Source organism: Mesorhizobium ciceri biovar biserrulae (assembly GCF_001618845.1).
GTDB classification, from domain to species: domain Bacteria; phylum Pseudomonadota; class Alphaproteobacteria; order Rhizobiales; family Rhizobiaceae; genus Mesorhizobium; species Mesorhizobium ciceri.
Genome location: NZ_CP015064.1, coordinates 276,357 through 290,043, shown reverse-complemented (window position 1 = coordinate 290,043; position 13,687 = coordinate 276,357). Strand labels below are relative to the sequence as shown.

General features: G+C 63.4%; 13 protein-coding genes. 10 read left to right on the top strand and 3 right to left on the bottom strand.

Going from position 1 to position 13,687, the window contains the following annotated elements:
* Nucleotides 1-163 precede the first annotated feature (163 nt).
* Both A4R29_RS35305 and A4R29_RS01435 read left to right on the top strand, forming a co-directional pair.
* The gene (locus A4R29_RS35305; protein WP_013528283.1) at nt 164-286 is read left to right on the top strand and encodes a hypothetical protein; all 123 of its coding nucleotides are present in this window, start codon (nt 164-166) and stop codon (nt 284-286) included.
* Nucleotides 287-382: 96 nt separating this feature from the next.
* Nucleotides 383-1,006: a LysE family translocator gene (locus A4R29_RS01435; RefSeq protein WP_023761181.1), complete on the top strand. Its 624-nt coding sequence runs from the start codon at nt 383-385 to the stop codon at nt 1,004-1,006.
* A 52-nt stretch (nt 1,007-1,058) separates the two neighbouring features.
* Here A4R29_RS01435 and A4R29_RS01430 read toward each other — a convergent pair whose 3' ends face one another.
* Nucleotides 1,059-3,848, bottom strand: coding sequence for an autotransporter family protein (locus A4R29_RS01430; protein ID WP_082827274.1), 2,790 nt, complete (start codon nt 3,846-3,848; stop codon nt 1,059-1,061).
* A gap of 224 nt (nt 3,849-4,072) precedes the next feature.
* Here A4R29_RS01430 and A4R29_RS01425 point away from each other — a divergent pair, with 224 nt between their 5' ends.
* Both A4R29_RS01425 and xylB read left to right on the top strand, forming a co-directional pair.
* Nucleotides 4,073-5,395 (top strand): tetratricopeptide repeat protein, encoded by a 1,323-nt coding sequence (locus tag A4R29_RS01425; protein ID WP_063171013.1) that lies wholly within the window; start codon nt 4,073-4,075, stop codon nt 5,393-5,395.
* Nucleotides 5,396-5,477: 82 nt separating this feature from the next.
* On the top strand, nt 5,478-6,932 hold the full coding sequence (gene xylB, locus A4R29_RS01420) for a xylulokinase (protein WP_063171012.1): 1,455 nt from the start codon (nt 5,478-5,480) through the stop codon (nt 6,930-6,932).
* Between the two features lie 32 nt (nt 6,933-6,964).
* Here the strand turns inward: xylB and A4R29_RS01415 are convergent, their stop codons facing one another.
* Entirely contained in the window at nt 6,965-7,327 is a 363-nt protein-coding gene (locus tag A4R29_RS01415; RefSeq protein ID WP_063171011.1) for a nuclear transport factor 2 family protein, read from the bottom strand.
* 112 nt (nt 7,328-7,439) lie between these two features.
* Between A4R29_RS01415 and xylA the strand changes: the two genes are divergently transcribed.
* The 3 genes from xylA (at nt 7,440) to A4R29_RS01400 (ending at nt 9,948) form a co-directional block, all read left to right on the top strand.
* Nucleotides 7,440-8,765 (top strand): xylose isomerase, encoded by a 1,326-nt coding sequence (gene xylA / locus A4R29_RS01410; RefSeq protein ID WP_027161006.1) that lies wholly within the window; start codon nt 7,440-7,442, stop codon nt 8,763-8,765.
* 236 nt (nt 8,766-9,001) lie between these two features.
* On the top strand, nt 9,002-9,478 hold the full coding sequence (locus A4R29_RS01405; protein WP_013528290.1) for a GNAT family N-acetyltransferase: 477 nt from the start codon (nt 9,002-9,004) through the stop codon (nt 9,476-9,478).
* A gap of 260 nt (nt 9,479-9,738) precedes the next feature.
* Entirely contained in the window at nt 9,739-9,948 is a 210-nt protein-coding gene (locus A4R29_RS01400; protein ID WP_013528291.1) for a hypothetical protein, read from the top strand.
* A gap of 11 nt (nt 9,949-9,959) precedes the next feature.
* Here the strand turns inward: A4R29_RS01400 and A4R29_RS01395 are convergent, their stop codons facing one another.
* Nucleotides 9,960-10,940, bottom strand: a complete 981-nt coding sequence (locus A4R29_RS01395; RefSeq protein WP_024501969.1) for a GlxA family transcriptional regulator — start codon at nt 10,938-10,940, stop codon at nt 9,960-9,962.
* 77 nt (nt 10,941-11,017) lie between these two features.
* Here A4R29_RS01395 and bcoG point away from each other — a divergent pair, with 77 nt between their 5' ends.
* From bcoG to A4R29_RS01380, 3 genes are read left to right on the top strand one after another with little or no spacing between them, the layout of a single operon-like run.
* Nucleotides 11,018-11,935 (top strand): 3-dehydrocarnitine:acetyl-CoA trimethylamine transferase BcoG, encoded by a 918-nt coding sequence (gene bcoG / locus A4R29_RS01390; protein ID WP_013528293.1) that lies wholly within the window; start codon nt 11,018-11,020, stop codon nt 11,933-11,935.
* A gap of 22 nt (nt 11,936-11,957) precedes the next feature.
* Complete coding sequence (locus tag A4R29_RS01385; RefSeq protein ID WP_063171010.1) at nt 11,958-12,587, top strand: HD domain-containing protein; 630 nt, start codon at nt 11,958-11,960, stop codon at nt 12,585-12,587.
* The gene (locus A4R29_RS01380; protein ID WP_024501970.1) at nt 12,584-13,687 is read left to right on the top strand and encodes a carnitine 3-dehydrogenase; all 1,104 of its coding nucleotides are present in this window, start codon (nt 12,584-12,586) and stop codon (nt 13,685-13,687) included. The genes A4R29_RS01385 and A4R29_RS01380 overlap by 4 nt, the downstream gene beginning before the upstream one ends.

Here is a 13,687-nt window from a genome sequence, read left to right as displayed (position 1 = left end):
AAAGCGTGAAGACCTTGCACAGCCTGCATTTGCGCATGGCCTTGGCGATGTTCGACCTTCTTGCCTGAACTTGAACGAAGGCTGCTGCACAAAAAGACCTCGGTCGAGTCATATTCCCGGTGCCGGCGTCTCCTACTCCTCGAGCCATCAGCGAGGGGCCTCCATGTGCAAGACCTTAAAAACCGACATCAAGCTTTTTGCCGCTGCCATTGTCGCGGCGGCTACCGTTCTCGGTGCCAATGTCAGCCTGGCCGATATCGTGAGCACACTGAGCGGCGCGAACTGACACCGATCTGCCGCTGGCGCAGTTAGGGAAATCGCCTCTTTACATTCTCCCGGGCCTAAGGATTTATCCTCTTCTTTAAGCTCAAAGGAGACGAGCATGTCCTTCGAAAACTGGGCCGCCTTCGCTGCCGCATCGACGATCCTTCTCATCATTCCGGGACCGACCATCCTGCTGGTCGTGTCCTATGCGCTGGGCCAGGGCTGGCGTACCGCTCTGCCGATGGCCGTCGGCGTGGCGTTGGGGGATTTCACTGCGATGACGTTGTCGATGCTGGGTATCGGTGCGCTGCTGGCGGCCTCGGCGACCGTCTTCACCATCCTGAAGCTGATCGGCGCCGGTTATCTGATCTATCTTGGCGTGAAACTGTTTCGCGCCGGCGGCGCGTTGAAGGCCGAACCGCGCACCGACGCGGTCTCCTCGGCCAAGATGATGGCGCACGCCTGGCTCGTCACCGCGCTCAACCCGAAAAGCATCACGTTCTTCGTTGCTTTCCTGCCGCAGTTCCTCGACCGGCACGCCGATTTCTGGACGCAGATGCTGATCTTCGAGACGACCTTCCTGGCGCTCGCCTTCGCCAATGCCTTCGGCTATGCGCTGATCGCGGCACGCGCACGCAACGTGGTGCGCAATCCCAAGGCGATCCGCATCTTCAACCGCACCGGCGGTACGCTGCTGGTCGGCGCCGGCATCGCCACGGTGGCGATGCGTTCCAGCAATTAAGCTGTCTTTTTGATCATGATCCCGAAACTGGTTTTCGGGATCATGACCGGCCTTACCATTTGACGCTGAAGCCCAGATTGCCTTCGAGGATCCGACGCTTGTCGCCACCGAGATTGGTGGTGTAGTCGCCGGTGGCGAAGATGCTGACCTTGTCCGTCACCTTGGCAATCACGCCGCCGCCGAACTCGAACGAGGTCGATCTGCCCTCGGTCGAGATGTCGGTGGTGTCGAAATTGACATGGCTGGTGCCGCCGAAATCGTGCCAGATGTTGGCCTTGAGATACGGCTGCAGCGCCATGCCATTGATCGCTGTTTCGCCTTGCAGCCGTGCGCCGAGCCGGCCGGTCACGCTGCCGTCCGTATCGAAGGAAACCGAAGCAAAGCGGTCCGACGCATCGTCGAGCGACAATTGCTGCCAGACCAGTTGCGCCTGCGGTTCAAGCGTCCAGCCTTGCGCCAGCGCGATGGGATAGCCGCCTTCCAGCGAAGCGGTGACGCCGGTCCCGCCGACGTCGATGCCAATGTCGCGCGACGATGTTGCGTTGCCGCCGAAGAAGGTGGCCATGAGGACGCCGTCCAGGTACCAGCCACCCTGACCGATCCGGGTCCAGTAGCCGCCGATACTGGTGCCGTTGATATCCATGCTGCCGACGGACAGATTGTCCCTGCCCAGCGCCTGGCCGCGCACGTCGCCATTCATGCTGGCATAGGCGACGAACAGGCCGGCGCGATCGGTCTGGCCCGACGCGGTTTCGCGGCCGAACAGATCGAAGCCCGCCTGGAGGCCGAACAGGGTGCCGTCAAAGGACGGCGATACCGTTCCTGAATAGGCCATCTTGCTGTCCTGACCGAAGATGCGGCCCCAGACCGGCGACAGCTCGGTGTTCGACAACAGGCTCTGCTCGCCGCGCCGTTCGTGGAAGGTGCCGAGCGTCGTCATCGCCAGATGTTCGGCGACCGGCGGCAAGGCCGAATAGACCGGAACCTCGATGCGATAGAGCAGGATTTCCTCGCCCGCCGCCGGTGTCGGCAGGTCGGGCACCTCAGTTGGCACCACCGGCGGTGGCGGGGGCGGATCCGCCACTGGTGCCGGTGGTGGTGCCGGTGGTGTCGCGGGCGGCGGATCGGTCGGCACGACCGGCGGCGCCGGATCAACCGGATCGGGATCGCCGGGGGTGGATTCCGGCGGAGGCGGCGGCGCAGGGTCGATGGGCGGCGGCGGCGGCGGTTCGGCCGCCGGCGGCTCAGGTGCCGGCGGCGGAGCAGGTTCCAGCGCCGGCGGGGCTGCGGCCGGCGGGGCCGGCGTGTTCAGCGTCGAGCGCAGGTACCAGTTCTCCTCGCTGCCGGCGCTGACGCCGCCCTTGAACAGATAATATTCAAAGGCACCGGCAGCGACCGGGGCGTCGAGCGCGAATGTCGTGGCGCCCGAGGTAGCGCCGTTGATTGCCTGGATGACCATGATGCCGTCCTGCGTGGTCGCAGCCCCCGCGCCGCCGAGATTGACCACGGAGATGCCGGTCGAACCGGAAGCCGTTCCGCTCGACAGGACCAACTTGTCGGATGCGGAGGAATCGTCACCGAGCTCGGTCTGGATAAGCAGCAGGCCACCCAGGCCGACATAATTGCCCGAAATCGTCAGGCTGTCGGTGGCGCCGGTGCTGCCATTGGTCAGGTCGATGCGCCCGGCATTGGTGACCTGCGCCAGCTGGCCTGCCGTAAACGCCTGGATCGCCGCATTGAAGCCGCCGCCGTAGAGCGTGCTTGCGGCATCGACACTGAGCGAACCCGTGCCGGTGCCGCTGTCGCCGAGCACCAGATTGCTGTCCATCGTCAGCTGGGTGTCATTGGTGGCGTCGATGCTTTCCCAGTTCTGGAGCCGGCTGACGCCATCCAGTTTGACGTTGTCCAGGGTCAGCGCATCGGTGCCGGCACCACCTGATATGGCATCCGTGGCACCGAGATTGGCGTTGGTGAGGTTGCTGAGCCTGGCGGTGTCGTTATCGCCGCCGAGATCGACCGAACCATAGATGATGCCGCCACCGTTCCAGACGAAATTGTCGGCGCCAAAGCTCATCAGTATATCGCCACCGACCGTGCCGCCGGTGACCGTGACGCTGTCATTGCCGCCGCTGACGCTGATGTTGCCGCCGATGGTGCCGCCCGAAAGGATGATCGTGTCCTTGTCGAAGCCGGTGACGAGGTTGCGGTCGATGGTGCCGCCTGACATGTTGAAATAGTTCTGATCGAGCTTCATGTTGACCCGGCCGATGCGGCCACCGGTCATCACGGCGTGGTCGCCATCGTCGAAGAAATCGACGATGCGTCCGCCGGTCATGGCGAAGGTGTCGAGGCCGTCGCCCTGGTTGAGCGAGCCGATCTGGCCGCCGCTCATGTTGAAGTCGTCGATGCCGGCGCCCTGCTGGACATTGCCGGTGACGGTGCCCGCGCCAATTTTGAAGAAATCCGTGCCGCCACCCTGATCGACGGTGCCGGTTATGGTGCCTGACTGCATGTCGATGCGGTCCGTGCCGACGCCAAAGGTCACATTGCCTGATATCTGCCCGGTGCCGCCGGCGGGAAAATTCAGCGTGTTGTCACCGTCGAGATCGGTGAGGCTGCCGCCTGAGTCGCCGCTGTCACAGGTGTAGACGGTGTTTCCGGCGGATGGAGCCAGCACGCATGCGGCAAACGCGGCGGAGTTGGGCAGCAACGCAAAAGCTGTAGTTGAGAGGATGCTAATAAGCCACGGATGTAACGGATGCGGCTTTCGCCATTGCGAAGCAATTGTCACCTGCGCATCCGCCGAACGACTGTTCGGAAGCGAGTTCTTCACATGCCGCATCGCGTCCCCTCTCGATTCGCGATTTCCAGCCCCCGCCAGCCGCCGCAATGAAGACACAATTCATTCAGTTTTACAAAGCCTAATCTGCCCCGCATGGTTGCTAAACTGCAAAGACTACTGAAAGCTCTGGCGTAGCGCACGGTTGGCGTGTCCGTGGCCTATGCTTTAGGATCGGTTTGGGCCGAAGGATCAAGGGCCTGTCACGGGTCGATAAAGGACATCGCATGGCAATCAGGGACGCATTCGGCCTGGCACTTTCGGGCGCGACGGAGGCGGGATTCACGCCTTACAGCCAGGCAGTGCGTGAACTGCAGTGCTTCATCGGCGATCCCGTAGCTTCCGTCGACCGCGCCATCGCGGAAGATCCCGGCTTCGTCATGGCCCATGTCTTCAAGGGATATCTGTTCGGCCTCGCCACCGAGCGGGAGGCGACGGCCGTGGCCAAGGCTTGCCATGAGGCCGCACTGCCGCTTGCCGCGACCACGCGCGAGCGGGCGCATGTCTCGGCCCTTGGCCATCTCGCCAGCGGGCGCTGGCATGAGGCCAGCCGCGTTCTCGAGGACATCACCATCGAGACCCCGCGCGACGGGCTGGCGCTGCAGGTCGGCCACCAGATCGATTTCTTCACCGGCAATGCCCGCATGCTGCGCGACCGCATCGCTCGTGCCCTGCCTTCGTGGCAAAGCGGCATGCCCGGCTACCACGCCATGCTCGGCATGCAGGCTTTCGGGCTGGAGGAAATGGGTGACTATGTCAGGGCCGAGCAGCTTGGCCGCGAGGCAGTCGACATCGAGCCCCGCGACGGCTGGGCGCAGCACGCCGTCGCCCATGTCATGGAGATGCAAAGCCGGCAAAGGGATGGCATTGCCTGGATGCGCGCCAATCCGGAAGCGTGGACACGGGAGAGCTTCCTGCAGGTCCACAATTGGTGGCACCTGGCGCTGTTCCACTATGATCTCGGCGAGACCGACGCGGTGCTGGCCCTCTATGACGGCCCTATCTACAGCGTGCAATCGACGATGGCGCTCAACATGGTCGATGCCTCGGCAGTCCTGTGGCGGCTCCACCTCGGCGGCGTCGATGTCGGCGACCGCTGGGCGGCGCTCGCCGCCAACTGGGGCAAGGCGGGAGCGGGCCTTTATGCCTTCAACGACGCCCACGCGATGATGGCCTTCGTCGGTGCCGGATTAGATGCGCCGGCCCTCGCCTTGCTCGAGGCTCAGCGCGAGGCCATGCGTGGCAGCGACGACAATGCGGCTTTCACGCGGGATGTCGGCCATCCGCTGACGCTCGCCATCAAGGCATTCGGTGAGGGCAGCTACGCCGAGACCGCGCGCCTGATCCGGCCGATCCGGGCGATCGCACATCGTTTCGGTGGCAGCCACGCCCAGCGCGACGTCATCGACTTGACGCTGATCGAGGCGGCCTTGCGCGCCGGTGAGGGTGCGCTGGCCAGGGCGCTCACGGCGGAGCGTTCGATGGCGCGGCCCGACAGTCCGCTGTCAGCGCTGTTTGTGCGACGCGCCGCCGATTTGTCGGAGAATTGACCCGAAGCGGATCTTGTTTTAGAAACTGGCCAAGCCAGATTTTTTCGAGACCCGAAAAAATTAACTGGCGTGGGAGGAAGACATGTATCTGGGCCTCGATCTCGGGACGTCGGGCGTCAAGGCGCTGCTGATCGATGCCGGGCAAACCGTCATCGGTTCCGGCCATGGTTCGCTTGATGTTTCACGGCCGCACCCCGGCTGGTCGGAACAGAATCCCGAGCACTGGATCCGGGCCTGCGAAGACGCAATCGCCGAGCTCAAATCCTCCCATCCGCATGAACTCGCGGCAGTCAAGGGCATTGGCCTGTCTGGCCAGATGCATGGCGCCACGCTGCTTGACGCCGCCGACAAGGTGCTGCGCCCCTGCATCCTGTGGAACGACACGCGCAGCCATGCCGAGGCCGCCGTCCTCGATGCCGATCCGCGTTTCCGCGCCCTGACCGGCAACATCGTCTTTCCCGGGTTCACCGCGCCGAAACTGGCCTGGGTGAAGAACAACGAGCCCGCTGTCTTCGCCAAGGTCGCAAAAGTGCTGCTGCCCAAGGATTTCCTGCGGCTCTGGCTTTCGGGCGAGCACATTTCGGAAATGTCGGATTCTGCCGGCACATCCTGGCTCGATGTCGGCAAGCGGCGCTGGAGTGCGGATTTGCTCGCGGCGACATCGCTCGATGAAAAGCAGATGCCGTCGCTGGTCGAGGGTACGCAGAAGGCAGGCGCATTGCGCAGCGAATTGGCATCGAAGTGGGGCGTCCAGGCCGGCATTCCGATCGCCGGTGGCGCCGGCGACAACGCGGCCTCGGCCTGCGGCATGGGCACGGTTGGCGCCGGCCACGCTTTTGTTTCGCTCGGCACGTCGGGTGTGCTGTTTGCCGCCAACGCTTCCTACCTGCCCAACCCGGCTAGCGCGGTTCACACCTTCTGCCACGCGCTTCCGAACACCTGGCACCAGATGGGGGTCATCCTGTCGGCAACCGATTCGCTCAACTGGCTGTCGGAAATCACCGGGAAGAGCGCCGGCGAGTTGACCACTGAGCTCGGCGACACATTGAAGGCGCCGAGCGGCGTGTCCTTCCTGCCATACCTCTCGGGTGAGCGCACGCCCTACAATGATTCCGCCATTCGCGGCGCGTTCACCGGGCTGGCGCATCAATCGAGCCGTGCCGTGCTGACCCAGGCCGTGCTGGAGGGTATAGCCTTTGCCTTCCGCGACAGCCTCGAAGCGCTGGCCACGGCCGGCACAGCCTTGACGCGGGTGACGGCGATCGGCGGCGGTTCGCGCTCACGCTACTGGTTGAAGGCGATTGCCACCGCGCTTCAACTGCCTGTCGACATTCCTGCCGACGGCGACTTCGGCGCCGCCTTTGGTGCCGCGCGGCTCGGCCTGATCGCGGCGACGGGTGCCGATCCGCTCGAAATCTGTACGGCCCCGAGGACGGACGCAACTATCGAACCGGATGCGGCGCTCGGCGGCGCCTATGCCGATGCCTATCAGCGCTACCGGGCGCTTTATCCGGCAATCAGGGTCGCCACGGCGTGAGCGGTCTTTCGCCCACGCCGCGGCTGTCCGGCTCACTGCGCCGGCACCTTGTCGAGAAAACCGGTGACGCTCTTGAGGCGGCCGTTCTCGATGATTCCGATGTCGGTACCTTCGATCACCGAAGGCGTTCCCTCAGGTCCGAGATTCCACGAGAAGCGGATCTTGTCGGCAAAACCGTCCGGCGTACCCTTCAGCGAGAACCGGAAACCGGCAAAGCGCTGCTGCACGCCGCCGATCAGAGCCGCGACGCCTTCATGGCCATCACCCTGCATGAGCGGATCGCGGTAGCTGACGTCTTCCGTGAAGGTCGCCTTGAGCAATTCGGCCCGGCGGCCGGCATCGCTTTCGTTCCAGGCGGTGATGTAGTTTTCAGCGATCTTGGTGAGGTCGGTCATGGTCTGTCTCCTTCGTTTGGTGGCTTTGACATGACCCTTTTCAACCAGCGCCGGCGTGAAACCAATTACGCCTGAGGTAATGGCGTCAGAACTTTGTGAGAGGACAGAAATCATGAGCAGTGGATTTTTCGGCGACATCCAGAAGATCAAATATGAAGGGCCGGATTCGACCAATCCGCTGGCCTATAGGTTCTACAATCCCGATGAGGTCGTCGCCGGCAAGCGGCTGGAAGATCATCTGCGCTTCGCCGTTGCCTACTGGCACTCCTTTGCCTGGCCGGGTGGCGATCCGTTCGGCGGCCAGACTTTCGACCGGCCGTGGTTTCCCAAGGCCGGCGGCGTCGACACGATGGAGCTGGCAAAACTGAAAGCAGACGTCGCCTTCGAGATGTTCTCGTTGCTCGGCGCGCCCTACTTCTGCTTCCACGACGCCGATGTACGGCCGGAAGGCAAGGATTTTTCCGAGAGTGCGGCGCGCCTCGATGAGATCGCCGACTACTTCGCGGGCAAGATGAAGCAGACCGGCGTCAAGCTGCTTTGGGGCACCGCCAATCTGTTCTCCAACCGCCGCTTCATGTCGGGCGCGGCCACCAATCCCGATCCGGATGTCTTTGCCTACGCGGCGGCGACGGTAAAAAGCTGTATCGACGTCACCAAGCGGCTGAAGGGCGAAAACTACGTGCTGTGGGGCGGGCGCGAAGGCTATGAGACCCTGCTCAACACCGACCTTGCGCGCGAGCAGGAACAGGCCGGCCGGTTCCTCAGCATGGTCGTCGACTACAAGCACAAGATCGGCTTCAAGGGCACGATCCTGATCGAGCCGAAGCCGCAGGAGCCGACCAAGCATCAGTACGATTACGATGTCGCCACGGTCTACGGCTTCCTCAAGCGCTTCGGGCTGGAGAAGGAGGTCAAGGTCAATATCGAGCAGGGCCACGCCATCCTGGCCGGCCATTCCTTCGAGCACGAACTGGCTCTGGCCAATGCGCTCGGCATTTTCGGTTCGATCGATATGAATCGCAACGACTACCAGTCGGGCTGGGACACCGACCAGTTCCCCAACAACGTGCCGGAAATGGCACTGGCCTACTACCAAGTCCTGCAGGCTGGCGGCTTCAAGACCGGCGGCACCAATTTCGACGCCAAGCTGCGCCGCCAGTCGCTCGATCCGCAGGACCTGCTGATCGGCCATATCGGCGGCATGGACTCTTGCGCTCGCGGCCTGAAAGCCGCGGCGCGCATGGTCGAGGACAAGGCACTGTCGGCGCCGCTGGCCGAACGCTATGCCGGCTGGAACACGGCCGAGGGCAAGGCGATGCTTGCCGGCAAGCGCACGCTTGAGGATATCGCCGAGCGTGTCGTCAAGAAGAAGATCGAGCCGCAGCCGAGGTCCGGCCGCCAGGAACTGCTGGAAAACATCGTCAACCGCTACGTGTAGGGCGAGCGCCGCTTCATCTTTGGACCGACATCCGGCGCCACTGGCTGAAAGCCGCCGCCATCGCCATCTGCTAGTCAGCCCAGTTCGCGACAAGCTGCCGAGGATCGCACAGATCTTCGGCAGCCTGCGTGGGACCAGGACGCTACACGTGTCACCGAAAGAGGGCCCGTGCGGCGGCATGTCGTCGTCCCAAACCGCTGTGCACTTTGGGCGACATGCATTGGCAGGAGAAGGAAATGGCAGAGGATCGAATCATCGTGCGCCCTGCGCAGGCGAGCGATATTCCGGCGCTGAAGCAGGTGCTGCAGGAAACCTTCGAAGGCACCTGGCTGCCGAACATCACCGAAGCAGCCGCGCAACGCTATGTCGAGACGGATATTGGCGGGCGCTATGTCGACCAGAGCTGGCCTGAATTCGCCGTTGCCGAGATCGATGGCGAGGTCGCCGGCTTGATCCATTGGCGCGCGGATTTCATCGAGGCCCTGCACGTGATGGCATCCCGTCAAGGCCAAGGTGTCGGCCGCAAGCTGCTTTCCCATGCCGAACAGGCGGTCAGTGCGGCCGGATTGGCGCAGGCGCGGCTGGAGACCGACACGTTCAACCTGCCCGCACAAGCACTCTACAAAGCGGTCGGCTATATCGAGAAAAGCCGCTATCCCGATGACGAATGGGACAGTGGCTTCACCACGGTGCTGTTCGAAAAGCGGCTTTGAGCAATTCCAGGAAAAGTGGGTAACGGTTTCCCCGGGAAAAGCGTACAGCGCTTTGCCTTGGGAATTGCGCAATCCAACAATAGATTTCTCCTTGACCTGACCTGCCTGGGCGCAGGAACAGCTTTGCGCATGGCCCGGTCCAGCGACATGGTTTTGCCCTTCGACGCCCTTCAATGACCTCGCTCTTGCCTTCAAACTGCCGTCACGAATCTCGTATAAGAGTGGCTCGTGGCGGGAGAGGAAGAAGGAGGCGAACCGATATGCAGAACGAACGTGAAATCGACGCCCTGCTCTCACCTGGCGAGGCTGGATCGATCATCGACCGGCTGATGGCAATGCCGCATCCGAAGGACGGCACGCGCCGCTCGAACGAATGGGATCGCGCTGTGGCCAGCCGTTTCGAGACCCATCTTGCCAAGCAAATGCGCTCGCAGATCGACGGCGGCAGCGACCGTCAGAACGCTGCCTGATTCTATCATAGTCAGCCCCGGCGCAGCCTGACTGGCGCTTCGCCGAAAGCCCTTGAAAACGCTCTTGAAAACGCCGCGGCGGATGAGAATCCGGTCCGCCCGGCAATATCGGCCATGGCGATCCTTGTATCGACCACCAGCCGGCGCGCGGCGCCCAGGCGCAGCCTGAGATAATAGGCGCCCGGTGTCTCGCCGATCGATTTGCGAAAGATGCTCTCCAGCGTCCGTGCCGTCACGCCGGCGCGCTTGGCCACCGCTTCAATGGTCAGCGGCTGGTCGACATGCGCTTCCATCAGCCGGATCGCTTGCGCCAGCCGCGGATCGTAGCCATCGAGCCGGCCGAGCGAGACCAGCGGCTGTGCGTCGGTGGCGGCGCGCGCCTGGTCGTAGATGAAGACGCTGGCGACATCGAGCGCGACGGCCATGCCGAGCCTCGTGCGGATGAGATGCAGCATCAGGTCGAAGGTCGGCGACGCGCCGCCCGAGGTGAACACCGGCCCGTCGATGACATAACGGTCCGGACGCACGTCGACGCCGGGAAAGGCCGAGGAAAAATCCTCCATGTCTTCCCAGTGGGTGGTGGCGCTGCGTCCTTCCAGCAGGCCGGCGCGCGCCACCAGCCAGGTGCCGGCTTCGACACCGCCGCAAGCGCGTGCTGTCCGTGCGGCCCGGCGCAGGCCGGACAACAGAGCCGAGGTTGCATAGTTCTGGGTGCCGAAGCCGGCGACGACGACAAGAACGTCGGTCGACTCGCCCGCATCGAAGCGGCCGCCGACCGCCACCGGCAGGCCGCAAGTGGTGACTGGAGCCTCGCCGGTCACCGAGACCAGCTTGAAATCGAACAGGGTCTCGCCGGAGATGCGGTTGGCCGCGCGCAGTGGATCGACGGCGGATGCGACGCACATGATCGACGAACCGGAAAATACCAGCAGCGTCACCCTAAGCGGCGAGCGCTCGGCGCGAAAGATCGTTGGTTTTTCGCTTTTCGTCATGGAAGCTTCGTAAAACGCAAAACAGTTTCCGGCAAGTCGGGCATTGTTGAGGCCTATTTCTTTCGGAGGAGAGTTCCATGCCGCTTGCGATGAACCGTGAGGTCTTCATTACCTGTGCCGTGACCGGGTCCGGCGGGTCGCAGGACCGCAGCCCGCATGTGCCGCGCTCGCCCAAGCAGATCGCGGATTCCGCCATCGATGCGGCCAAGGCGGGCGCCGCCATCGTGCATTGCCATGTGCGCGATCCCGAGACCGGTAGGCCGAGGCGCGACGTGCATCTCTACCGCGAAGTGACCGAGCGCATCCGCGCGGCAGAAGTCGACGTCATCCTGAACCTGACCGCCGGCATGGGCGGCGACATGGTGTTCGGATCGCCGGAAGCGCCGCTGCCGCTCAACGAAAAAGGCACCGACATGGGCGGTGCCACCAACCGCATGGAACATGTGCGCCAATGCCTGCCGGAAATCTGCACGCTCGACTGCGGCACCATGAATTTCGCCGAGGCCGACTATGTCATGACCAACACGCCCGGCATGCTGCGCGCCATGGGCGGCATGATGACGGCGCTCGGCGTCAAGCCGGAGATCGAGGCTTTCGACACCGGCCATCTGTGGTTCGCCAAGCAGTTGGTCGAGGAAAAGGTGCTCAACCCGGATGCGCTGGTGCAGCTTTGCATGGGCGTGCCGTGGGGTGCGCCTGACGACCTCAACACCTTCATGGCCATGGTCAACAATGTGCCGTCGACCTGGAACTGGTCGGCCTTCGCCATCGGCCGCAACCAGATGGCTTATGCCGCGGCGGCGGTGCTGGCCGGCGGCAATGTCCGCGTCGGGCTGGAGGACAATCTGTGGCTAGACAAGGGCGTGCTGGCCACCAACGCACAGCTGGTCGAGCGCGCCGCCAGCATCGTCACCAATCTCGGCGCCAGAATCCTTGGACCGGAAGAGGTACGGCAGAAGCTCAACCTCACCAAGCGGGCGCCGATCGCGGCATAGATTATTCGTCGGGAGGGTCGGCATGACTACCGTAAAATTCACCGCGATGAAGGATGGCGACCGGGACGACTACGAGTTCCTGACCGCGCATGAAATCGACTATGCGGCCAGGACCGGCGAGCGGCTGGTCGACGCGCTGGTGCAGCTCGACGCGGGTCTTTCCGGCTACAAGATCACCCGGCTCGGCCATTCGCTGCAGGCAGCGACACGTGCGTGGCGCGACGGCGCAGACACCGACTGGATCGCTTGCGCGCTGCTGCACGACATCGGCGACATCTATGCGCCTTACAATCACGACGAATATGCCGCTTCGATCCTGAAACCTTTCGTGCGCGAGCAATGCACTTGGGTGGTGGAAAAGCATGGCGACTTCCAGCGGCTCTATTATGCCCATCATCTCGGCGGCAACCGCCACGCCCGCGACCGCTTTGCCGGCCATGCTTATTTCGACGATTGCGACCAGTTTTGCGAACGCTGGGACCAGTCCAGCTTCGACCCCGACTATGACACGCTGTCGATCGAATTCTTCCGGCCCTTCGTGCTCGAAGTCTTTGCCCGCAAGGCCTACGATCCCTCGGTGATCCGAGCCGGCGAGCGCGTGCCCCTCATCGATCCCGCAACCGCCGCGACAAGAACCGGAGCTTCAGCATGAGCATCATCAACAAGGCAGCCGCCATCGGTGGCGGTGTGATCGGCGCCGGCTGGGTGGCGCGCCTGCTGCTCAACGGCATCGACGTGTCGATCTTCGATCCCGATCCCGAGGCGTCGCGCAAGGTCGGCGAAGTGATGAAGGGCGCGCGCCGCGCCTACAAGCAGATGGTGCCCGGCGGCCTGCCGAAAGAGGGCAAGCTGACCTTCGCCAAGACCATCGCCGAAGCGGTCGCCGATGCCGATTTCATCCAGGAGAGCGTGCCGGAGCGGCTCGACCTGAAACACCGCGTGCTGGCCGAGATCGACGCTCACGCGCCGGCCAACGCGATTGTCGGCTCCTCGACTTCCGGTATCAAGCCGACCGACATGCAGGTGGCGATGAAGAAGCATCCGGAGCGGCTGGTCGTCGGCCATCCGTTCAACCCGGTCTATCTCCTGCCGCTGGTGGAGATCGTCGGTGGCGAGCAGACCTTTCCCGAGGCGATCGAGGTCGCCAAGGAGATGTATGCCTCGATCGGCATGAAGCCTGTCGTCATCCGCAAGGAGATCGAGGCCTTCGTCGGTGACCGCCTGCTCGAAGCGGCATGGCGCGAGGCGCTGTGGCTGATCAAGGACGGCATCTGCACGGTCGAGGAACTCGACGACATCATGCGCTACGGCTTCGGCCTGCGCTGGGCGCAGATGGGCATGTTCCAGGTCTATCGCGTCGCCGGCGGCGAGGCCGGCATGCGCCACTTCATGGCGCAGTTCGGGCCGTGCCTGAAATGGCCATGGACCAAGCTGATGGACGTGCCTGAGTTCAACGACGAACTGGTCGACCTGATCGCCACGCAGTCGGACGAACAGGCGCATGGGCTGTCGATCCGCGAACTGGAAAAGATCCGCGACGACAATCTGGTCGCCATCATGGATGCGCTGTCGAAACAAAACAAAGGCAAGGGCTGGGGCGCCGGCGCGCTGCATAAGGACTATACCAGGCAGTTGGCCAAGCTGGCGGCGAAGAAGCCCATGGCCTCCAAGGCGGCCGAGAAGGCCAAAGCCTTGAAACCGGTCAAGAAAGCCGAAAAGCCGAAGAAAAAGACCGGCAAGAAGAAAGGCTGA